The organism is Nocardioides okcheonensis (assembly GCF_020991065.1).
Lineage (GTDB): Bacteria > Actinomycetota > Actinomycetes > Propionibacteriales > Nocardioidaceae > Nocardioides > Nocardioides okcheonensis.
Window position 1 is genome coordinate 2,507,880 of the sequence record NZ_CP087710.1, and the last position, 20,415, is coordinate 2,528,294.

General features: G+C 73.5%; 19 protein-coding genes. 6 read left to right on the forward strand and 13 right to left on the reverse strand.

Translation table 11 applies throughout. The annotated features are described in order from the left end of the window. Positions 1 to 80: 80 nt before the first annotated feature. Together LN652_RS12155 and LN652_RS12160 are read right to left on the reverse strand one after the other, a co-directional pair. Positions 81 to 2,306, reverse strand: coding sequence for a 3-hydroxyacyl-CoA dehydrogenase NAD-binding domain-containing protein (locus LN652_RS12155; protein ID WP_230440893.1), 2,226 nt, complete (start codon positions 2,304 to 2,306; stop codon positions 81 to 83). 121 nt (positions 2,307 to 2,427) lie between these two features. Beyond that, positions 2,428 to 3,639, reverse strand: coding sequence for an acetyl-CoA C-acetyltransferase (locus tag LN652_RS12160; RefSeq protein WP_230440894.1), 1,212 nt, complete (start codon positions 3,637 to 3,639; stop codon positions 2,428 to 2,430). Positions 3,640 to 3,739: 100 nt separating this feature from the next. Between LN652_RS12160 and LN652_RS12165 the strand changes: the two genes are divergently transcribed. The 3 genes from LN652_RS12165 to LN652_RS12175 are packed head-to-tail and all read left to right on the forward strand — an operon-like array spanning position 3,740 to position 6,628. Beyond that, positions 3,740 to 4,354 carry a helix-turn-helix domain-containing protein gene (locus tag LN652_RS12165; protein ID WP_230440895.1) on the forward strand — a complete coding sequence of 205 codons (615 nt, stop codon included), beginning with the start codon at positions 3,740 to 3,742 and terminating at the stop codon, positions 4,352 to 4,354. A gap of 7 nt (positions 4,355 to 4,361) precedes the next feature. Continuing rightward, complete coding sequence (locus tag LN652_RS12170) at positions 4,362 to 5,684, forward strand: cation:proton antiporter (protein WP_230440896.1); 1,323 nt, start codon at positions 4,362 to 4,364, stop codon at positions 5,682 to 5,684. 35 nt (positions 5,685 to 5,719) lie between these two features. Next, on the forward strand, positions 5,720 to 6,628 hold the full coding sequence (locus tag LN652_RS12175) for an NAD(P)H-binding protein (RefSeq protein WP_230440897.1): 909 nt from the start codon (positions 5,720 to 5,722) through the stop codon (positions 6,626 to 6,628). Positions 6,629 to 6,638: 10 nt separating this feature from the next. Here LN652_RS12175 and LN652_RS12180 read toward each other — a convergent pair whose 3' ends face one another. From LN652_RS12180 to LN652_RS12195, 4 genes are all read right to left on the reverse strand, one after another. Next, positions 6,639 to 7,322, reverse strand: a complete 684-nt coding sequence (locus LN652_RS12180) for a CPBP family intramembrane glutamic endopeptidase (protein ID WP_230440898.1) — start codon at positions 7,320 to 7,322, stop codon at positions 6,639 to 6,641. A gap of 20 nt (positions 7,323 to 7,342) precedes the next feature. Then, positions 7,343 to 8,473 (reverse strand): carboxylate-amine ligase, encoded by a 1,131-nt coding sequence (locus tag LN652_RS12185; RefSeq protein WP_230440899.1) that lies wholly within the window; start codon positions 8,471 to 8,473, stop codon positions 7,343 to 7,345. 69 nt (positions 8,474 to 8,542) lie between these two features. Continuing rightward, entirely contained in the window at positions 8,543 to 10,090 is a 1,548-nt protein-coding gene (locus LN652_RS12190; protein ID WP_230440900.1) for a DEAD/DEAH box helicase, read from the reverse strand. A 196-nt stretch (positions 10,091 to 10,286) separates the two neighbouring features. Continuing rightward, positions 10,287 to 10,691 carry an ArsI/CadI family heavy metal resistance metalloenzyme gene (locus tag LN652_RS12195; protein ID WP_230440901.1) on the reverse strand — a complete coding sequence of 135 codons (405 nt, stop codon included), beginning with the start codon at positions 10,689 to 10,691 and terminating at the stop codon, positions 10,287 to 10,289. A gap of 77 nt (positions 10,692 to 10,768) precedes the next feature. Here LN652_RS12195 and LN652_RS12200 point away from each other — a divergent pair, with 77 nt between their 5' ends. From LN652_RS12200 to LN652_RS12210, 3 genes are read left to right on the forward strand one after another with little or no spacing between them, the layout of a single operon-like run. Continuing rightward, positions 10,769 to 11,125, forward strand: a complete 357-nt coding sequence (locus tag LN652_RS12200) for an ArsR/SmtB family transcription factor (RefSeq protein WP_230440902.1) — start codon at positions 10,769 to 10,771, stop codon at positions 11,123 to 11,125. A 47-nt stretch (positions 11,126 to 11,172) separates the two neighbouring features. After that, the gene (gene arsB, locus LN652_RS12205) at positions 11,173 to 12,204 is read left to right on the forward strand and encodes an ACR3 family arsenite efflux transporter (RefSeq protein ID WP_230444734.1); all 1,032 of its coding nucleotides are present in this window, start codon (positions 11,173 to 11,175) and stop codon (positions 12,202 to 12,204) included. Further along, positions 12,201 to 12,596 carry an arsenate reductase ArsC gene (locus tag LN652_RS12210; RefSeq protein WP_230440903.1) on the forward strand — a complete coding sequence of 132 codons (396 nt, stop codon included), beginning with the start codon at positions 12,201 to 12,203 and terminating at the stop codon, positions 12,594 to 12,596. Before arsB ends, LN652_RS12210 begins: the two co-directional genes overlap by 4 nt. A 3-nt stretch (positions 12,597 to 12,599) precedes the next feature. Here the strand turns inward: LN652_RS12210 and LN652_RS12215 are convergent, their stop codons facing one another. The 7 genes from LN652_RS12215 to LN652_RS12245 all read right to left on the reverse strand — a co-directional run bounded on the left by LN652_RS12215 (position 12,600) and on the right by LN652_RS12245 (position 20,197). Then, positions 12,600 to 13,625: a LacI family DNA-binding transcriptional regulator gene (locus LN652_RS12215; RefSeq protein WP_230440904.1), complete on the reverse strand. Its 1,026-nt coding sequence runs from the start codon at positions 13,623 to 13,625 to the stop codon at positions 12,600 to 12,602. A 10-nt stretch (positions 13,626 to 13,635) separates the two neighbouring features. Beyond that, positions 13,636 to 15,087, reverse strand: a complete 1,452-nt coding sequence (locus LN652_RS12220) for a GH1 family beta-glucosidase (protein WP_230440905.1) — start codon at positions 15,085 to 15,087, stop codon at positions 13,636 to 13,638. Between the two features lie 112 nt (positions 15,088 to 15,199). After that, positions 15,200 to 16,255 (reverse strand): LLM class flavin-dependent oxidoreductase, encoded by a 1,056-nt coding sequence (locus LN652_RS12225; protein WP_230440906.1) that lies wholly within the window; start codon positions 16,253 to 16,255, stop codon positions 15,200 to 15,202. 59 nt (positions 16,256 to 16,314) lie between these two features. After that, positions 16,315 to 17,757 carry a flavin-containing monooxygenase gene (locus LN652_RS12230; RefSeq protein ID WP_230440907.1) on the reverse strand — a complete coding sequence of 481 codons (1,443 nt, stop codon included), beginning with the start codon at positions 17,755 to 17,757 and terminating at the stop codon, positions 16,315 to 16,317. A gap of 67 nt (positions 17,758 to 17,824) precedes the next feature. Further along, on the reverse strand, positions 17,825 to 18,262 hold the full coding sequence (locus tag LN652_RS12235; protein ID WP_230440908.1) for a pyridoxamine 5'-phosphate oxidase family protein: 438 nt from the start codon (positions 18,260 to 18,262) through the stop codon (positions 17,825 to 17,827). 55 nt (positions 18,263 to 18,317) lie between these two features. Continuing rightward, complete coding sequence (locus LN652_RS12240) at positions 18,318 to 19,052, reverse strand: glutamine amidotransferase (RefSeq protein ID WP_230440909.1); 735 nt, start codon at positions 19,050 to 19,052, stop codon at positions 18,318 to 18,320. Then, a complete protein-coding gene (locus tag LN652_RS12245) occupies positions 19,049 to 20,197 on the reverse strand; it encodes a CaiB/BaiF CoA transferase family protein (protein WP_230440910.1) in 1,149 nt (382 codons plus the stop codon). The genes LN652_RS12240 and LN652_RS12245 overlap by 4 nt, the downstream gene beginning before the upstream one ends. Positions 20,198 to 20,415: the final 218 nt, after the last annotated feature.

Sequence of the window (20,415 nt, forward strand, 5' to 3'; positions counted from 1 at the left end):
CCGACCGGGCACTTCCTCGCCGTTGCAGCGCGAGGAAGTGCCCGGTCAGCGCCCCGCAGCGCGAGGAAGTGCCCGCTCGGTCAGGCGGGGAAGGAGCCCCCGGAGGCGGCCAGGTCGCGGAGGTACGCCGTCGGGCGGAACCGCTCGCCGTAGACGTCCGCCAGCTCGTCGGCCCGGGCCAGGAACGCCGCCAGCCCGACCGGGCCGGTGCCGCGACCGTGCTCGTCCAGTGCCTGCCAGCCGGTCATGAACTGCGCCGCACCGCCGGTGAGGGCCGGGAAGCCGATGCCCATGATCGAGCCGATGTTGGCCGCGGCCGCGGAGGTGATGACGCCCTCCTCGAAGCACTTCGCGGTCTCGAGCGCCTCGATGAACAGCATCCGGTCGCGCATGTCGCGGATCGGGACCTGCTGCTCGGCGACCGGGAAGTGCTCGGCGAGCCCCGGCCACAGCGTCGTACGCCGCCCGGACTCGTCGTAGTCGTAGAACCCGGCGCCCTTCAGCCGCGACGGGCGACCCAGGTCGATCATCGTCGCGATGACGTCGCCCGCGGGGTAGTCGCCGAGGTCGACGCCGTCGCGGGCCGCGGCCTCCTCGGTGGCCTTGCGGATCTTGGCCATCAGCTCCATGTTGAGCTCGTCGCTGATCTGCAGCGGCCCGACCGGGAAGCCGGCCGAGGTGGCGGCGCGCTCCAGCGAGACCGGGTGGACGCCCTCGGCGAGCATCGCGAGGCCCTCGTTGATCTGGGTGCCGATGACGCGCGAGGTGTAGAAACCGCGCGAGTCGTTGACGACGATCGGGGTCTTGCGGATCTGCTGGACGACGTCGTACGCCTTGGCCAGCGCGGCGTCCGAGGTCTCCGCGCCGCGGATGATCTCGACCAGCGGCATCTTGTCGACGGGGCTGAAGAAGTGGAGCCCGATGAAGTCCGCCGGCCGGTCCACGCCGGTGGCGAGCTCGGTGATCGGCAGCGTCGAGGTGTTGGAGCACAGCAGTGCGTCGGCGTCGACGTGCGCGGCGACCTCGGCGAACACCTTCGCCTTGAGCGACGGGTCCTCGAAGACCGCCTCGATCACCAGGTCGCAGCCGGCCAGGTCGGCGGCGTCGGCCGTCGGCGTGATCCGGGCCAGCAGCGCGTCGGCCTTGTCCTGGGTGATCTTCCCGCGCTCCACGCCCTTGGCGTTGAGCTTCTCGGTGTACGCCCTGCCGCGCTCCGCCGCCTCCAGGGAGACGTCCTTGAGCACGACCTGCATCCCCGCGCGGGCGCAGGAGTACGCGATGCCGGCGCCCATCATCCCGGCGCCGAGGACCGCGACCTTCGTGGCCTGCCAGCGCTCGACGCCCTGGGGGCGCAGCGAGCCGGAGTTGATCGCCTGGAGGTCGAAGAAGAAGGCCTGGATCATGTTCTTGGCCTGCTGGTTGACCACCAGGTCGGTGAAGTAGCGGGTCTCGATCCGCGACGCGGTGTCGAAGTCGACCTGCGCGCCCTCGACCGCCGCGCTCATGATCGCGCGGGGCGCGGGATAGACGGCGCCCTTGGTCTGCTTGCGCAGCAGCGCCGGGAAGGCCGGCAGGAACTGCGCGAGGGCAGGCGTCCTCGGGGTGCCGCCGGGCATCTTGTAGCCGGCGCGGTCCCACGGGTTGCGGGCGGCGTCCTCGTCGTCGCGGTGCTCGAGGATCCACGCCTTCGCGGCCGGCACCAGCTCCTCGCGGGTCGCCACGAGCTCGTCGACCAGGCCCTTCGCCAGCGCGCCCCTCGGGTCGAACTGGGTGCCGGGCATCAGCACGTCCATCAGCGCCGACTGGAGTCCGAGCATGCGTACGACGCGGGTGACCCCGCCGCCGCCGGGCAGCAGGCCGAGGGTCGACTCGGGCAGCCCGATCTTGACCGAGCGGTCGTCGACGGCGATGCGGCGGTTGGCGGCCAGCGCGATCTCGAGGCCGCCGCCGAGCGCGGCGCCGTTGATGGCCGCGACGACGGGGCGGGGGTACGTCTCCAGCGCGCGGAGGCTGGCCTTGACCGCCTCGCTCATCGCGAAGATCTCCGGCGCGTCGTCCGGGGTCGCGGTGACCATGCTCTTGAGGTTGCCGCCGGCGAAGAAGGTCTTCTTCGCGCTGGCCAGCACGACGCCGGTGACGTCGTCGACCTCGTCCTGCAGCCGCTGGACGGCCGCCTGCATCGACGCCTGGTAGAGCTCGTTCATGGTGTTGGCGCTGGCGGTGGGGTCGTCGAGCGTGAGGGTGACGATTCCGTCGGCGTCGCGGTCGTAGCGGACGGCGGTCTCAGTGGTGGTGGTGGTGCTCATGGGAGTCCTGTCTGGCGGGGTAGTCCAGTGAGAATCGGTCGTGATCCGGGCCCGGGGGCAGCCAGATCTCACTGGACTACCCCCCGGCGGCGGGGACGACGACCCGGAACGGGCGGAAGGGTCAGACCAGCTCGACGATCGTCGCGATGCCCATGCCGCCGCCGACGCAGAGCGTGGCGAGGCCGCGCTTCTGGTCGCGGCGGGCGAGCTCGTCGACGAGGGTGCCGAGGATCATCGCGCCGGTGGCGCCGAGCGGGTGGCCCATCGCGATGGCGCCGCCGTTGACGTTGGTGACGTCGTGGCCGATGCCCATGTCGCGCATGAACCGCATCGCCACGGCCGCGAAGGCCTCGTTGATCTCCCACAGGTCGATGTCGTCGACCTCGAGGCCGGCGCGGGCCAGCGCCTTGCGGGCGGCGGGCGCGGGCCCGGTGAGCATGATCGTCGGGTCCGCGCCGGACACGGCGGTCGACACGATCCGGGCGCGCGGCGTGAGGCCGAGCGCAGCGCCGACCTCCTCGGTGCCGATCGCCATGACGGCCGCGCCGTCGACGATGCCCGAGGAGTTGCCGGCGTGGTGGACGTGGTCGATCGCCGGGACCCAGTGGTACTTCTCCAGCGCCACGTCGTCGAAGCCGGCGTCGCGGCCGATCTGGGCGAACGACGGCTTGAGCCCGGCGAGGCCCTCGACCGACGTGTCGGGGCGGACGGTCTCGTCGCGGTCGAGGACGGTGACGCCGTTGAGGTCCTTCACCGGCACGACGGCGTCGTCGAAGTAGCCGTTGGCCCAGGCCTTCGCGGCGCGGTGGTGGGACTCGGCGGCGTAGGCGTCGACGTCGGCGCGGCCCCAACCCTCGATCGTGGCGATCAGGTCGGCGCCGATGCCCTGCGGCACGAAGCCGGTCTGGAGCGCGGTGGCCGGGTCCATCGCCCAGGCGCCGCCGTCGCTGCCCATCGGCACGCGGCTCATCGACTCGACGCCGCCGGCGACGATCAGGTCCTCGAAGCCGGAGCGGACGCGCTGCGCGGCCTGGTTGACGGCCTCCAGGCCGGAGGCGCAGAAGCGGTTGAGCTGCACGCCCGCGACGGTCTCGGGGTAGCCGGCCTTGAGGGCGGCGGTCTTGGCGATGTCGCCGCCCTGGTCGCCGATGGGGGTCACGACCCCGAGCACGACGTCGTCGACGCGGGCCGGGTCGAGCGTGGGGTTGCGGGTCTTGAGCTCGTCGAGGAGTCCGACGACCAGGTCGACCGGCTTCACCTCGTGGAGCGAGCCGGTGGCCTTGCCCCGGCCGCGAGGCGTGCGGAGGTGGTCGTAGACGAATGCTTCTGCCATGCCAGCGATTGTGACAGCATTGCTGTCACAGTCCAACAGGTGTGTCCTGCGTCACCCGCCCCGAATGCGGATCGTGGGCGCGGGGCGAGAGGATGGGTACGTGGCGATCGAAGGTGGGCTCGACGAACGGCCCGACGAGGCCGTCGACCTGCTGAGCCTCGACGAGCTGACCGAGCGCACGGGCGTGAGCGCCCGCAACGTCCGGTTCTACGCCTCGCGCGGCCTCGTGCCCCCGCCCGTGCGCCGCGGCCGCTCGGGCTACTACGGCCCCGACCACGTCGCCCGGCTCGAGCTGGTCCGCGAGCTGCAGGGCCACGGGTTCACGCTGTCGGCGATCGAGCGCTACGTCGAGCAGATCCCCGCCACCGCGACGCCGTCCGACATCGCCCGCCACCTCTCGCTCCTCGCGCCGGTCACCGGCGACCGCGAGGTTGACGTCTCGGGAGACCTGTCCGGGATGGGCATCTCCCCCGAGGCCGCCGAGGCGGTGGCCGAGGTCTACGCCGAGCACGGGCGGCAGGTCGCCGAGGAGCTCTCGGAGATCGTCCGCACCAAGGTCTGGCCGCAGTTCCGCGAGGCGGGCTACACCGCCGAGCAGCTGCGCGAGTTCATCCACCGGCTCAAGCCGCTGACCATCGCCGGCCTGGTGACGGCCTACGAGCAGGCCATCGACGAGAGCCAGGCGGCCTACGACAGGCGCGCCCCCACGCGATGAGCCGCCGATGACGACCGGCGTCGTCTACCTCCTCCTCGGCCTGGCCCTGCTGCTCGCGATCGTCCTCCCGCAGGTCACCCGCCGCATCGCGATCTCCCCGCCGATGGTCCTCGTGGCCGTCGGCATGCTGATCGGGCTGCTGCCGGTCGCCGACACCGTGAGCCTGGACCCGCAGGACCACCGCACCGTCGTCACCCACGTCACCGAGTTCACCGTGCTGGTGTCGCTGATGGGCGTCGGGCTGGCCATCGACCGGCACTTCCACGTCGGGTCCTGGTGGTCGTGGCGCAAGTGGTCCCCGGTGTGGCGGCTGCTCGCCGTCACCATGCCGCTCACGATCGGCGCGATGGCGCTCCTCGGGTGGTGGGCCGCCGGCCTCGCGCCCGCGGTCGCCCTGCTGCTCGGCGCGGTGCTCGCCCCCACCGACCCGGTCCTCGCCTCCGACGTGCAGGTCGGCGAGCCGCTCACCGACGACCTCGAGCCGTCCGAGGGCGGGGACGCGCCGGAGGAGGACGACGACATCCGGTTCTCCCTCACCGCCGAGGCGGGCATGAACGACGGGCTCGCCTTCCCGTTCGTGCACCTCGCGCTGCTGCTGCTGGCCGGCGGCTTCACGCTGGCCGACGCCGGCGCCTGGTTCGGCTGGTACGTCGTCGGCAAGATCGCGCTCGGCGTGCTCGTCGGCGTGGTCGCCGGCCGGCTGCTGGGCCGCCAGGCGTTCCGTGCGCGCAGCGACAACCTCCGCCTCGCCGACCGCGGCGAGCCCCTGCTGGCGCTGGCGGCGCTGATGGCGGCCTACGGGGGCGCCGAGGTCGTGGGCGGCTACGGCTTCCTCGCGGTCTTCGTCTGCGCGACCACCCTGCGTGCCTCCGAGCGCGGCCACGCCTACCAGCGCGCCATGCACGCCGTGGTCGACCGCCTCGAGCGGCTGATGACGCTGCTGGTGCTGCTCGTGCTGGGGATGGCGATGACCCAGGGCCTGCTGGAGCACCTCGACTGGCGCGGGGTGGTGCTCACCCTCGCGCTGCTCCTCGTCGTGCGCCCGCTCGTCGGCTGGCTCTCGGTGAGCGTGGCCGCCCGCGACGAGCACCTCGACGGCGGCCTCGACCGGGGCGAGCGGCTCGCGGTCGCCTTCTTCGGCGTCCGCGGCGTCGGCTCGCTGTACTACCTCGCGTACGCCACCTCCCACGAGGACGTGCCGGGCGAGGACTGGCTGTGGTCCACCGTCGCGTTCGCCGTCATCGCCTCCGTGCTGCTGCACGGGGTGACGGCGACCCCGGCCATGTCGCGCCTCGACGCCCGACGGCGGGTGGCGCACTCGTCGGGATGAGGCGGTCCTGCGGACCCGGCTGAGAGAGTGGTGGCATGCCCACTGTTCTCGTCACCGGCGCCACCGGCTTCATCGGGCGCCGCCTGGTCCCTGCCCTGGTCGAGGACGGCCACGACGTGCGTGCCATGACGCGCCGCCCGGAGTCCTACGACGGTCCGGGCGAGGCCGTCGGCGCCGACGTGATGGACCCGGCGTCGCTGACCGCGGCACTGGAGGGCGTGGACGTCGCGATCTACCTCGTGCACTCCCTCGACGACCCCGACTTCGAGCGCAAGGACGCCGAGGCGGCGCGCAACTTCAGCAGGGCGGCGTCGGACGCCGGTCTCCAGCAGATCGTCTACATGGGCGGACTGGGCGACGATTCCGAGGAGCTGTCGGCCCACCTGCGCTCGCGCCGCGAGGTCGAGGGCCTGCTGGGCGGCGACGGGGTCCCGGTCACGGTGCTGCGCGCGGCGATCGTCGTCGGCCACGGCGGCATCTCGTGGGAGCTCACCCGCCAGCTGGTGAAGAACCTCCCCGCCATGGTCGTCCCGAAGTGGGTCGGCACCCGCACCCAGCCGATCGCCATCGACGACGTGGTCCGCTACCTCGCAGGCGTGGTCGGCCAGCAGGAGGCCCACGGCCGGGTCTTCGAGATCGGCGGGCCGGAGACGCTGACCTACCGCGAGATGCTCCAGGGCGTGGCGCTGGCGATGAACGGCCGCAAGCTCCCGATCGTCGTCCTGCCCCTCCTCACCCCCGGCTTGTCGTCGCGCTGGCTGGCGCTGGTCACCGACGTCGACGTCACCACCGGCCGCAACCTGATCGACTCGATGTCGACCGAGGTCGTCGTGAAGGACACCTCGATCCGCGACGTGGTGCCGGGCGACCCGCTGACCTACCGCGAGGCCGTGCGCCGGGCGCTGGCCGAGCGGGCCGAGGCGCAGGCGGCCGGGACCCTCTAGGCCGGAGCCGTCAGAACAGCAGCGGCAGCAGGAAGAGCATCGACAGCGACCAGGTGATGTGGGTCAGGATCGGCGCGAGGATGCCGCCGCTGGCCCGACGCTCGAGCCCGCAGACCGCCCCGAGGACGATGGCGGCGAAGCCGAGCATCACGTTGCCGGTCGCCAGCGTCGCGACGACGTAGGCCAGGGTCGTCCACAGCACCGGGTGCCGCGGGATCGCGGCGTACATCGCGCCGCGGAAGAACAGCTCCTCGGCGATGCCGTTGACGAAGGTGATGACGGCCAGGACGGTGAGCGAGCCCTCGTCGGCGTAGGCCAGCACCGAGCTGACGTAGTCGGCGAGCGGGTCGATCTCGCGCACCACGAGCGAGCCGAGGACGAACACCCCCACGAGCAGCAGGCCGAGCAGGACCGGCGCGACCACCGGGCGCACGAACGCCTCCCCCTCGGCGATCCGGCCCAGGTGGAGCCGGCCGGAGAGGAACGCCCCCGCCGCCCAGACGCCGGCCAGCACGACCGCGGCGACGTAGAAGGTGCCGCCGCCGGGCTCGAGCCGCAGCGACCAGCCGAGGATCGCGGCACCGACCAGGACGACGACCGCCGCGACCATCTGCCGCCTGCGGAACGCCGTGTCGCTGTCGCGCTGGTCGCGCGGGACCACGTCCCACAGCGAGCGCCGGATCCAGGTGCGCATGAGCACCACTCTAGGAAGCCTCACTCGCCCACCGTGATCCGGCTCAGCCGGACCACCGCCCGCGACAGGGCGTCCTCGTCGTCGGGGCCGGCGGCGTCGAGCAGCTCGCGCTGGCGCCGCGCGCCGGTGCCGTCGTCGAGCAGCCGGGAGAGGCCGCGCGACACGTGGTCGTGGTCGCCGGTGTCGTGCAGCGCGTCGCCGACGTGGTCGAGCAGCGTCGCGAGCACGTCGGCCGCGGGGCGGCTCGTGCCGCTCGGCGGGTCGACCAGCTCGCCGGCCAGGCCGTGCCGCCCGGCCTTCCAGCCGGCCAGCCGCAGGATCGGCGCCGGCACGTCGAGGGGCTCGACTCCCTCGGCCCACTCGCGCGCGGCGGTCTCGACCAGGGCGCGCGACAGGGCCGCGACCAGCACCGCGTCGCGCACGTCGAGGCACACGTCGGCGGTGCGGATCTCGACCGTCGGGTGCAGCGCCGACAGCCGTGCGTCGGAGTAGACCATCGCCTCGTCGAGCGGCACGCCCGTGGCGAGCATCGCGTCGACGTAGCGTCGGTAGGCGTCGGGCGACCCGAGCACGGGCAGCGGGCCCGCGCTGGGCCAGCGCATCTGCATCTGCCAGCGATAGCTCTCGTGGGCGGTGTCGACCGACTGCGACCACGGCGAGTTCGCGCTGATCGCGAGGAGGAGCGGCACCCACGCCCGGATCCGGTCGAGCACGCCGACGCCCTCGTCGGGCCCGGACACGTCGACGTGGACGTGGCAGCCGCACACCAGCTGCTCGGCCATCATCAGCCCGTAGCGGTGGGCCATCGCGTCGTAGCGGTCGCTGCGCTCGACCGAGCTGTCCCCGGCGAGCGGGGACGTGCCCGACGCGAGCACCCGGGCGCCGACCTCGAGGGCCGCGGTGCGCGTCCGCTCGCGCCAGGCGCGCAGGGCGTGGTCGAGCGCGGGCAGGCTCTCCAGCGGCGGGGTGTCGGTCTCGACCTGCGTCTTGTGCAGCTCGTGGCCGAGGGAGCCGCCGCGGCCGTCGCTCGGCGCGGGGGCCGCGGCCTCACGCGCCTGCGCGGCGCGGACCACCTCGCGGGCGAGGTTGCGGGGCCGGCCGGTCCTGGCGTCGACGAGGAGCAGCTCCTCCTCGACCCCCATGCTGCGCATGCGTCGATCCAAGCACCCGGGCCCGCACCCGCACCCCATCCCTGGGGGCACGGGTCGGGCCCGGTGCGATCAGTCGGTTCGCTCAGCGGCGACCGCTGAACGACGCGGCGCTGTGGCCACCGCCGCTGCGCGAGCCCTGGCCGGACTGGCTGGACTGGCCGCCCTGGCCGCCACGCTGCGGCGACGACGGTTGCCGCCGCCGCTGGGGGCGCCACCGCCGGACGGGCCGCCCGAGCGGCGGCGCTGGCCGCCGCCGTTGGAGCCGCCGTTGGAGCCGCCCTTCGAGCCGCCCGAGCCGGGCGTCTCGCTCGTGTAGGTGGTCGGGTTGCCGCGGCGCGACTGGCCGTTGGTCGCACCGGACCGGCGGGCGCGCTTGCGCTGGGCGTTGGCGCCGTTGGAGCGGCCGCCACCACCGGTGGACGCGGGCGCCTCGACGACGAGACCGCCGGGCACGAGGGTCCGCTCGCCGGGGGCGAGCTGGGCGAGGACCGGGTGGTCGGTGCCGTGGACCTTGGTCGTGGTCGGCTTGATGCCGGCCTGGCGGGTCAGGTCGCGCACGTCGCGCACCTGCTCGTCGGTCATCAGGGTGATGACGGTGCCCTCGTTGCCGGCGCGCGCCGTACGGCCCGAGCGGTGCAGGTAGGCCTTGTGCTCGACCGGCGGGTCGGCGTGGACGACGAGCGAGACGTCGTCGACGTGGATGCCGCGCGCCGCGATGTCGGTGGCGACCAGCGTCGTCGCGGTGCCCGCGTGGAACGCCTCCATGTTGCGGGTGCGGGCGTTCTGCGACAGGTTGCCGTGCAGCTCGACGCTGGGCACGCCCGACTTGTTGAGCTGGCGGGCGAGAGCCTTGGCGCCGTACTTGGTGCGGGTGAAGACCACCGTGCGCCCGGGGGCGCTGGTGAGGTCGACCAGCACCGGCACCCGCTGCTCGCGGGAGAGGTGCAGCACGTGGTGGTGCATGGTGGCCACCGGCGACTGCGCCGAGTCGGCCTCGTGGGTGACCGCGTCGGTGAGGAAGCGCTTCACCAGCACGTCGATCGCCTTGTCGAGCGTGGCCGAGAAGAGCATCCGCTGGCCCGACTGCGGGGTCTTGTCCATGATCCGGCGCACGCCGGGCAGGAAGCCGAGGTCGGCCATGTGGTCGGCCTCGTCGAGGACGGTGATCTCGACCGCGGACAGGTCGGCGTAGCCCTGCTGCATGAGGTCCTCGAGCCGGCCGGGGCAGGCGATGACGATGTCGACGCCCTTCTTGAGCGCGGTGACCTGCGGGTTCTGGCCGACGCCGCCGAAGACGGTGCGGGTGGTGAGGCCGGTGGCCTTGGCCAGCGGCGCGAGGGAGGCCTCGATCTGGCCGACCAGCTCGCGGGTCGGGGCGAGGATCAGCGCGCGCGGCTTGCGCGGCATGGCCGGCAGCTTGGACGCGTCGAGGCGGGCGACCAGCGGCAGGAGGAAGCCGTAGGTCTTCCCGGAGCCGGTGCGGCCGCGGCCGAGGACGTCGCGGCCGGCGAGGCTGTCGGGCAGCGTCGCGGCCTGGATCGGGGTGGGGGTGGTGATGCCCTGCTGGTCCAGCACGCGGACGAGCGAGGAGGGAACGCCGAGGTCGGCGAAGGTCATGTGACTGCTTTCGGTTGGCGTCTCGCCACCGTGTGCCGCGGCCCGTGGGCCAGGCGGCGTACGTGCCCCTGTCTGGGGAAGGGGGCGCCGGGGCGTCCACCTGCGCCCGGGGCAAGACCGGCCGGGCGTCTGTGGACCCAACGCTATCGGCCCGCGCACCCTTCCCGTGAATCGCGCCGGGTGTGATCCGCGCGCCTCAGACGCAGCAGGTGGTCTCCACGACCGCCTCGGCCGGGGCGTCGTCGGTGATCGTGTAGACCTCCCAGCGCTCGCCGTCCGGGGTGCCCTGCACCCAGAACTTGTCCTGCTTGGCGTAGCAGCAGGTGGTGTCGCGCTCCTCCGTGGTGGCGAAGCCGGCCGCCGCGAGCCGGGTGAGCTCGGCGTCGACGGTGTCGACGGTGTCGACCTCGACGCCGAGGTGGTTGATGCTCCCGCCCTGCCCGCGGTTCTCGACCAGGACCAGCTTGAGCGGCGGCTCGGCGACCGCAAAGTTGGCGTAGCCCGGACGCACCTTGTGCGGCCCGGTGCCGAAGAGCGTGGAGTAGAAGGCGATCGACGTCTCGAGGTCGTCGACGTTGAGGGCCAGCTGGAGGCGGGACATGGTGGTGCTCCGTTCACATAGATGGATGTCGATGTCCCGAGATTGCCGAAGGCATCGACATCTGTCAATATTGATCTGTGTCGAAGTCCGAGCTGACCCTCACCCCCGTCGAGACGGCCGCCTGCTGCTCACCGCTGCTGCGCGAGCCCCTGTCCGCCGAGCGCGCCGAGGGCGTGGCGCCGCTGCTCAAGGCGCTCGCCGACCCCGTACGCCTCCGGCTGGTGTCGATCGTGGCCGCGAGCGAGGGCGGCGAGGCGTGCGTGTGCGACCTCAACGACGCCTTCGACCTCTCCCAGCCGACGATCAGCCACCACCTCAAGGTGCTGCACGACGCCGGGCTGCTCGACCGCTCCAAGCGCGGCGTGTGGGTCTACTACGCCGTGCGCCGCGAGGTCCTCGCCGACCTCGCCGCGCTGATCGGCGGCGAGCGGTGAGCGCGCCGGGCGCCCCGGTGGTGGAGCGGCTCTCCACCCTCGACCGGATGCTGCCGCTCTGGATCGGCCTGGCCATGGTCGGCGGCCTGCTCCTCGGGCGTGTCGTCCCCGGGCTCGGCGACGCGCTCTCGGCCGTCGAGGTCGACGGGGTCTCGCTCCCGATCGCCCTCGGCCTGCTGGTGATGATGTACCCGGTCCTGGCCAAGGTCCGCTACGACCGGCTCGACTCCGTCACCTCCGACCGCCGCATGCTGGTCGCCTCCCTCGTCCTCAACTGGGTGCTCGGGCCCGCGCTGATGTTCGCGCTGGCCTGGCTGCTGCTGCCCGACCTCCCCGACTACCGCACCGGGCTGATCATCGTCGGCCTGGCCCGCTGCATCGCGATGGTGATCATCTGGAACGACCTCGCGTGCGGCGACCGTGAGGCCGCGGCCGTGCTGGTCGCCCTCAACTCGGTCTTCCAGGTCATCGCCTTCGCGGGCCTCGGCTGGTTCTACCTCGAGGTGCTGCCCGGCTGGCTCGGCCTCGACACGGCCGCGCTCGACGTCTCCGCGTGGCAGATCGCGAAGTCGGTGCTGGTCTTCCTCGGCGTGCCGCTGCTGCTCGGCTGGGCCTCCCGCACCTGGGGCGAGCGGCTGCGCGGGCGCGAGTGGTACGAGTCGGCGTTCCTGCCGAAGGTCGGCCCGTGGGCACTGATCGGCCTGCTCTTCACGATCGTCGTGCTGTTCGCGCTCCAGGGCGAGCAGGTCACCAGCCGCCCGCTCGACGTCGCGCGCATCGCGCTCCCGCTGCTCGCCTACTTCGCCCTGATGTGGGGCGGCGGCTACGCCCTCGGCCGGGGGCTCGGCATGACCTACGAGCGCACCACCACGCTGGCCTTCACCGCGGCCGGCAACAACTTCGAGCTCGCCATCGCGGTCGCCATCGCGACCTTCGGCGTCACCTCCGGCCAGGCGCTGGCCGGGGTGGTCGGCCCCCTCATCGAGGTGCCGGTGCTCGTCGGGCTGGTCTACGTCAGCCTCGCCCTGCGCGACCGCTTCCCGCACCCCGCCCCCACCCACGAGGAGGTCTCCCGATGAGCCACCCCACCGTCCTGTTCGTCTGCGTCCACAACGCCGGCCGCTCCCAGATGGCAGCCGGCTGGCTGCAGCACCTCGCCGGCGACCGCGTGGAGGTGCTCTCGGCCGGGTCCGCGCCCGCCGAGACGATCAACCCCGTCGCCGTCGAGGCGATGGCGGAGGTCGGCGTCGACATCACCTCGGCGAGCCCGAAGGTGCTCACCGACGCCGCCGTGCAGACCTCCGACGTCGTCATCACGATGGGCTGCGGCGACGCCTGCCCGTTCTACCCCGGCAAGCGCTACGAGGACTGGAAGCTCGACGACCCCGCCGGGCAGGGCATCGACGCCGTCCGTCCGATCCGCGACGAGATCAAGCGCCGCGTCGAGGAGCTCATCACCTCGCTCGCCTGAGCCTCAGGCGCTGCCGCGGCGCACGAGCACCGGCGGGACGACGACGCGCACCGGCTCGGCGTCACCGGCGTCGACCCGATCGAGCAGCAGCCGGGCGGCGCGCTCGGCCATCTCCTCGACCGGCTGGCGGACCGTGGTGAGCGGCGGCGTGGTGCGCTCGGCGACGCCGAGGTCGTCGAAGCCGATCACGGCGACGTCGTCGGGCACCTTGCGGCCCAGCGCCGCCAGCACCCGCATCGCGCCGGCCGCCATCAGGTCGGAGGCGACGACCAGTCCGTCGAGGTCGGGGTGGCGCTCGAGGAGCGCCCGGCACGCGGTCTCGCCGCTGGCCTCGGTGAAGTCGCCGTGCTCGACGGCGTCGACCGGCAGCCCGGCCGCGGTCATCGCCTGCGTCCAGCCGGCGAGCCGGTCGACGGCGGCGGTCATGTCGGCGGGACCGGCGACGGTGCCGATCCGGGTGCAGCCGCGGGCCAGCAGGACCTCGGTCGCCTCCCGCTCCCCCGCGACGTTGTCGACGTCGACGTAGGAGATCCGGTCGCCGCCGGTCCAGGGCCGCCCGCCGAAGACGCACGGCAGGCCGATGTCGGCGAGGTGCTCGGCGAGGCGGTCGTCGCGGTGGTGGGAGGTGACGATCGCGCCGTCGACGTGGCGGTTGGTGAGGTAGCGCAGCGTCCGCTCGGTGTCGGCGCCCGGGCGGGCCAGGAGCAGCACGAGCTGGATGTCGCGCTCGCTCAGCACCCGGTTGACCCCGCGCAGGGTCCCGGCGAAGAACGGGTCGGAGAAGACCCGGTCGTCGGGCTCGGGCACCAGCACCGCGATCGAGTCCGTGCGCCGGGTGGCCAGGCTGCGGGCCGCGGGGTGGGGGACGTAGCCGAGCTCGCGCACCGCGAGGTCGACCGCCGACTGCGCCCGGGCGCTCACCTTCTGCCCGCCGTTGATCGCGCGCGACGCCGTCGCGCGGGAGACGCCGGCGACGCGGGCCACCTCGTCGAGGGTCGGCGAGCCGGTGCTCGAGGTGCGCGGGGTCACCCGCGCCACGCTAGTGGGCGGTCGGGCCGGAGGTGGGCAGGACGCCGGTGCGCGCCACCTCGGCGTACCAGCGGGCGCTCGACTTGGGGGTCCGCTGCTGGGTGGCGTAGTCGACGTGGACCAGGCCGAACCGCTTCGCGTAGCCGAAGGCCCACTCGAAGTTGTCCATGAGGGACCACTGGAAGAACCCGCGCACGTCGGCGCCGGCCTCGATCGCGTCGTGCACCGCCCGGAGGTAGGAGTCGAGGAAGGCGATCCGGTCCGGGTCGTGCACCGCGCCCTCGGCGTCGGGGCGGTCGTCGAAGGCCGCTCCGGTCTCGGTGAGGTAGACCGGGGTGCCGGGGTGGTCGCGGTGCAGGCGCAGCAGCAGCCGCCGCAGCCCGTCGGGCTGGATCTCCCACCCCATGGCGGTCACCGGCAGGCCGCGGCTGGGGAAGGTGACGTGCTCGGAGCCGACGAACGGCGAGAGCGCGACCCGCTCGGGGTGGTCCGCGCCGACGCCGACGACGTCGGTGCGCGGGTGCCCGGAGACCTCGTTGCCGTGGTAGTAGTTCACGCCCAGCACGTCGATCGGAGCCGAGATGGTGGCGAGGTCGCCGTCACGCACCACGTCGGTCCACGGGCTCCCCGCGAAGGTCAGCTCGGCGGTGTCCTCCAGCACGTCCGCGGGGTACGTGCCGAGCAGCACCGGGTCGAGGAACAGCCGGTTGTGCAGGCCGTCGATGCGGCGGGCGGCGTCGACGTCGACCGGGTCCGTGGGGTCGCTGGGGTCGGGGACGGTGAGGTTGAGGCTGAGCCCGAGCCGGTCGGCGCCGCGGCCGCGCAGCTCGGTGACGGCCAGGCCGTGGGCGAGCATCAGGTGGTGGGCGGCGACCAGGCCGGCCGCGCCCTCCTGCCGTCCGGGCGCGTGGTGGCCCGCGGTGTAGCCGAGGAACGCCGAGCACCACGGCTCGTTGAGGGTGGTCCACGTCGGGACCCGGTCGCCGAGCGCGTCGTGCACCGCGGTGGCGTACTCGACGAACCGGAAGGCGGTGTCGCGGTTGGTCCAGCCGCCGGCGTCCTCGAGGACCTGCGGCAGGTCCCAGTGGTAGAGCGTCAGCCACGGCGCGATGCCGCGCGCGAGCAGTGCGTCGACGAGCCGGTCGTAGAACGCGAGGCCGGCCGGGTTGACCGGCCCCGCGTCCGGACGCACCCGCGGCCACGACACCGAGAAGCGGTACGACGTGGCGCCGAGGTCGGCGAGGAGGTCCACGTCGGCCGGCATCCGGTGGTAGTGGTCGCAGGCGACCTCGCCGGTGTCGCCGCCCATGACGGCACCGGGGATCGCGGCGAAGGTGTCCCAGATCGAGGGCGTGCGCCCGTCCTCGGCGACGGCTCCCTCGATCTGGTAGGCCGCGGTGGCCGCGCCCCACACGAAACCGTCGGGGAACCGCACCTCGTCGGTCCTGCTCTGCGCGCCCATCGCCTACGCTCCATCCGTTGGTGAGAGCGCTTCCACTCCCGCGTGGCAGCAGTCTCGCCCCGCCACGCCTCCCGCGTCAACGACTCCGCGGTAGTGCGTCCACCAGCGCGGGTCAGCCGGCCGCCAGCAGGCGGCGCACCCGCGGCACGACCTCCTCGCCGTAGAGCCGCACCGACTCCATCCGCTGCTCGTGCGGGAGCGCCCCGACGGAGTACTTCAGCTGGAAGCGGGACAGCCCCAGGGTCCGCACCGCCCACGCCACCTTGGCCGCGACGGTGTCCGGCGAGCCGACGAAGAGCGCCCCCTGCGGCGAGGCCGCCTGCTCGAACTGGATCCGGGAGTACGGCGGCCAGCCGCGCTCGCGGCCGAGGCGGGTGTAGAGCTCGGCCTGGTGCGGGTAGAGCTGCTCGCGCGCCTCCTCGTCGGTGGCGGCGACGTGGCCGGGCGAGTGCATCCCGATCGGGAGCTCGGGGTGGCCCATCTCGGCCAGCGCGCGCCGGTGGAGGTCGGCGAGCTGGACGAACGCCGCCGGCGACCCGCCGATCACGGCCAGGACCAGCGGCATCGCGTAGCGGGCGGCGCGCACGACCGACTCCGGCGTGCCGCCCACGGCGATCCAGGCGGGCAGCCGGCCGGCGGCGGTCGTCGGGTAGACCTGCTTGCCCTCGACCGGCGGCCGGATCGAGCCCTCCCACGTCACCGGCTGCTCGGACTGGAGCGCGGCGAAGAGGTCGAGCTTCTCGGCGAAGAGCCGGTCGTAGTCCCCGAGGTCGAGGCCGAACAGGGAGAACGACTCGATGAACGAGCCACGCCCCAGCTGCACCTCGGCGCGACCGCCGGACACGGCGTCGAGGGTCGCGAACCGCTCGTAGACCCGGATCGGGTCGTCGCTGGACAGGACGGTGACGCCGGTGCCGAGCCGGATCCGCTCGGTCTGCCCGGCGATGGCGGCGAGCACCACGTCGGGCGCCGAGACGGCGTAGTCGGCGCGGTGGTGCTCACCCAGCCCGATGTAGTCGACGCCGACCCGGTCGGCCAGCACCGCCTCCGCGACCACCTCCCGGATCGTCTCCGCGTGGTTGGCGGGGGCGCCGTCGAGCGGTGCGTCGCCGAAGGTGTCGAGGCCCAGCGAGGGGTGCTCGCGGGTGCCGAGGACGTCGTAGGACATGCCTAGATCCTCCCACCCGGGGCCTCCCCGGGCGCTCCCTCGACCAGCGGTCGGCCGCGTCAGCGGAAGGTGAGCACCCCGTCGTCGAGGCGCGAGCGCCGCAGCTGCACCGCGTCGTAGGGGTAGTTCTGCTTCAGCCGCCACGGCGCGGAGGTGCCCTGGTGGGGCAGCAGGTGGGCGGCGCGGCGGACGTAGCCGGCGTCGAAGTCCATCAGCGGGGCGCGTCCCACCGAGTCGTCGGGGGTCGGGACGACGGTGCGCCGGCCCTCGGCGCGCATCCGCCGCAGGACCCGGACGACGTACTCCGAGACGAGGTCGGCCTTCAGCGTCCACGACGCGTTGGTGTAGCCGATGGTGAAGGCGAAGTTGGGCACCCCGGAGAGCATCATCGCGCGGTAGGCCATCGTCTCGGACGGCTCGACGACCCGGCCGTCTACGCTGAGCTCCGCACCCCCGAAGAGCAGCAGCTCGAGGCCGGTGGCGGTCACCACGACGTCGGCGTCGAGGTGCTCGCCGGACGCGAGCTCGATCCCGGTCTCGGTGAAGGTGCGGATCGTGTCGGTGACGACCGACGCGGAGCCGTCGGAGATCGCGCGGAACAGGTCGCCGTCCGGCACCAGGCACAGCCGCTGGTCCCACGGGTCGTAGGTCGGGCGGAAGTGGGTGTCGACGTCGTAGCCCGCAGGCAGCAGCGCGACGTTGGCCTTGCGGACCAGCCGGCGCACCAGGCCGGGACGGTGGCGGCTGAGCTGGTAGAGCGCGGTCGAGACCGCGACGTTCTTGGCGCGGACGAGCGGGTAGGACCGCCGCTCGCCGAGCACCCTGCGGGCCGCGCGGGCGAACCCGTCGCGCGCCGCGAGCGGGAGGACGTACGTCGGCGAGCGCTGGAGCATCGTGACGTGCGCGGCGCCGGCGTCCGCGAGCGCGGGCACCAGCGTCACCGCGGTCGCGCCCGACCCGATCACCACGACCCGCCTGCCCGTGGTGTCGAGGTCCTCGGGCCAGTGCTGCGGGTGGACCAGCGTGCCGGCGAAGCGCTCCTCGCCCTCGAGGTGCGGGCGGTGGCCGCGGTCGTAGTCGTAGTAGCCGCTGCACGACCACAGGAAGTCGGCGGTGACCTGCCGCTCCTCGCCGTCGACGACGGAGGTCACCGTCCAGCGCGCGGTGGCGCTGTCCCAGGCGGCACCGACGACGTGGTGCCCGTAGCGGATCCGCTCGTCGACGCCGTACTCGGCGGCGGTGTCGCGGACGTACTGCAGGATCGACGCGCCGTCGGCCAGCGCCTGCTCGCCGCGCCAGGGCCGGAAGCGGTAGCCGAGGGTGAACATGTCGGAGTCGGAGCGCACGCCGGGATAGCGGAACAGGTCCCACGTCCCCCCGCTGGCCGCACGCCGCTCCAGCACGGCGTACGACACTCCCGGCAGGTCCTTGGCGAGGTGGGCCGCGGCGCCGACGCCGGACAGCCCGGCCCCGACGATCAGCACGTCGACGTGGTCGCTCACCGGACCAGCGTAGGCGCGGAGACCTGAGGTGTAACCATGAGTTGCACCACGGGGGACCGGGCCCGGCTCACTCCGGGATCATGTGCAGCCACGGGCGCGCGAGCTCGAAGCGACGGCCGCTGATGTCGGTCACGTCGATCTCGACCACGTTGTACTTCAGGGTCGGCACCCACGGCCGCAGCGGGAGGTTGTCGGCACGGTGCTCCTCGTGCTCGTCGAGCAGGCGGGCGCGCCCGCGCACGATGACGCTGGCGGCCACCTCGTCGACGAGCTCGTCGGCCTCGAAGGCGACGTCGGCGTTCATCACCACGCCGAGCAGCTTGGAGCCCTCGGCGGTCCGGAAGAGGATCGAGCGGCGGTCGGTCACGGGGTCGTGGTCGACGGCGTAGTTGACCGGGACGAGGTGCACCTCGTCGAGCAGGTGGTAGGCCATCCGGCCGAGCTCCTGGCGGCGCAGGAAGTCCCAGCACTCCTCGGTGTCCATGCGGGTGGTCGGGTCGTCCATGCTCCGACGCTAGGTCGGTGCCGGCGCCCGCGGCAGGGCCGAACGTCCCCCTGCTTCAGGACCGGGCGTGGAGCTCCACGAACCGCGCCAGCAGTCGCACGGGCTCGGTGACCATCGCCTCGCGCGCGGCCGCCTTGAGCTCCTCCTGCTCGTGCGGCGCGTAGTAGCCGTGCGCGCTGTAGGCGTCGATCCGGTCGCAGATCGCGACGGCGTCGAGCTCGGGGTGGAACTGGGTGGCGTAGACGTTGCGGCCGATCCGGAAGGCGTGGACCGGGCAGGTCTCGGTGGAGGCGAGCAGCACCGCACCGTCGGGCAGCCGGGCGACCGCCTCCTTGTGGCCGAGGTAGGCGTCGAAGACCGGCGGCACGACGCCGAAGAGCGGGTCCGCGACGCCCTCGGGCGTCAGCCGCACCGGGAGCGCGCCGATCGGCTCGCCCCAGGTCCGGTCGACCACGCCGCCGGCCAGGCTGCCCAGCACGCCGATGCCGTAGCAGGCGCCGAGGAACGGGAAGTCGGCGGCGACGACGCGCTGCGCCAGGTCGTGCAGCTCGGCCTCCGCGCGCCGCTGGGTCGGCGACTTCGTGTCGTCGGGGTCGGACCGGTTGAAGGGGCCGCCGCCGAGCACGATCCCCGACCAGTCGGCCAGGTCGACGTCGCCGAGGGGGTCGGCCTCGAGGCGGACCCGGACCAGCTCGTCGGGGTGCAGGCCGGTGCCGGCGAGCACGGCGTCGTACTCCTGCTGCGCGACGTCGTCCTCGGCGCGCGTGCCGAGGAAGAGGAACGGCCTCACGCCTGCACCGCGGCACCGCTCGCGAGGAGCGCGTCGACGTCGGCGATCCCCCAGGCCGCGAGGGCCTCGCGGGTGTGCTCGCCCGGCAGCGCCGGCGGGGTCGTGAGGGTCGCGCCGGTGCGGGAGAAGCGCGGCGCGGGTGCGGGCTGGGTGACGCCGTCGCGCTCGACGAAGGTGCCGCGCGCGGCGAGGTGCGGGTGGCGCGGCGCGTCGGCGAGGCGTACGACCGGGGCGACGCAGGCGTCGGTGCCGTCGAAGACCTCGGCCCACTCGGCTTGCGTGCGCTCCTTGAAGCGGCGGGTCAGCGCGTCGCGGATGGCCGCGTGGTTGGCCGGGTCGTCGCGGTCGGGGAGGTCGACACCGATCCGGGCGACGAGCTCGGCCCAGAACTGCGGCTCGAGGGCGCCGACGCTGACGTGCTCGCCGTCGGCGGTCTCGTAGAGGTCGTACCAGGGGGTGCCGCCGTCGAGCAGGCCGGAGCGGCGGCGGCCGGTGTCGAGCCCCATCGCCGCGAACGCCGACGCGATCGCGTTGAGGTGGGCGGTGCCGTCGACGATCGCCGCGTCGACGACCTGCCCCTGCCCGCTCGCGCGCGCCTCGAGGAGCGCGGCGAGGACGCCGACGACGAGGTAGGTCGAGCCGCCGCCGAAGTCGCCGAGCAGGTTGGACGGGAAGTGCGGGCGGGCGGGGTCCTGCCCGAGCCCGTGCAGCGCGCCGCTGGTCGCGACGTAGTTCATGTCGTGGCCGGCCGCCCGGCTCCACGGGCCGTCCTGGCCCCAGCCGGTCATCCGGGCGTAGACCAGCCGCGGGTTGCGGGCGTGGCACTCCGCGGGGCCGAGGCCGAGGCGCTCGGTCGCACCGGGGCGCAGTCCCTCGACCAGCACGTCGGCGCGCTCGACCAGGTCGAGCACGGTCGCGACCGCCGCCGGCTGCTTGAGGTCGAGCGCGACGCTCGGGCGACCGCGGTTGAGCAGGTCGGCGCGGCCGGTGGCGAACATCCCGCCCCCCGGACGGTCGATGCGGACGACGTCGGCCCCGAGGTCGGCGAGCAGCATGCAGGCGTGCGGGCCCGGCCCGATCCCGGCGAGCTCGACCACCTTCACGCCCCGCAGCGGACCGGTCCCCTGCCCCAGCTCGTACGTCATGCGCCGATCATGACACCGGAACTGTCACGGTCGCGAGCGCGCCCGCCCGACCCGCCCGACCCGCCCGACCGACCGACCCGCCCAACCGCCCAACCGCCCGACCCCTCCCGGTATCTACGGACAAACTGGTGGGCGAAACGGCTCTGGCACCCACCAGAACGTCCGTAGATACCCAGCCGCCGGGTGATGCACCCCACTGTTGCAACTCGTTGCATAGG

Bases quoted from the DNA above. Each gene is read 5' to 3' on its own strand.
- LN652_RS12155 (WP_230440893.1), bottom strand. From the start codon at position 2,306: ATGAGCACCACCACCACCACTGAGACCGCCGTCCGCTACGACCGCGAC.
- LN652_RS12160 (WP_230440894.1), bottom strand. From the start codon at position 3,639: ATGGCAGAAGCATTCGTCTACGACCACCTCCGCACGCCTCGCGGCCGG.
- LN652_RS12170 (WP_230440896.1), top strand. From the start codon at position 4,362: ATGACGACCGGCGTCGTCTACCTCCTCCTCGGCCTGGCCCTGCTGCTC.
- LN652_RS12175 (WP_230440897.1), top strand. From the start codon at position 5,720: ATGCCCACTGTTCTCGTCACCGGCGCCACCGGCTTCATCGGGCGCCGC.
- LN652_RS12180 (WP_230440898.1), bottom strand. From the start codon at position 7,322: ATGCGCACCTGGATCCGGCGCTCGCTGTGGGACGTGGTCCCGCGCGAC.
- LN652_RS12185 (WP_230440899.1), bottom strand. From the start codon at position 8,473: ATGCGCAGCATGGGGGTCGAGGAGGAGCTGCTCCTCGTCGACGCCAGG.
- LN652_RS12190 (WP_230440900.1), bottom strand. From the start codon at position 10,090: ATGACCTTCGCCGACCTCGGCGTTCCCTCCTCGCTCGTCCGCGTGCTG.
- LN652_RS12195 (WP_230440901.1), bottom strand. From the start codon at position 10,691: ATGTCCCGCCTCCAGCTGGCCCTCAACGTCGACGACCTCGAGACGTCG.
- arsB (WP_230444734.1), top strand. From the start codon at position 11,173: ATGCTGCCGCTCTGGATCGGCCTGGCCATGGTCGGCGGCCTGCTCCTC.
- LN652_RS12210 (WP_230440903.1), top strand. From the start codon at position 12,201: ATGAGCCACCCCACCGTCCTGTTCGTCTGCGTCCACAACGCCGGCCGC.
- LN652_RS12220 (WP_230440905.1), bottom strand. From the start codon at position 15,087: ATGGGCGCGCAGAGCAGGACCGACGAGGTGCGGTTCCCCGACGGTTTC.
- LN652_RS12225 (WP_230440906.1), bottom strand. From the start codon at position 16,255: ATGTCCTACGACGTCCTCGGCACCCGCGAGCACCCCTCGCTGGGCCTC.
- LN652_RS12235 (WP_230440908.1), bottom strand. From the start codon at position 18,262: ATGGACGACCCGACCACCCGCATGGACACCGAGGAGTGCTGGGACTTC.
- LN652_RS12245 (WP_230440910.1), bottom strand. From the start codon at position 20,197: ATGACGTACGAGCTGGGGCAGGGGACCGGTCCGCTGCGGGGCGTGAAG.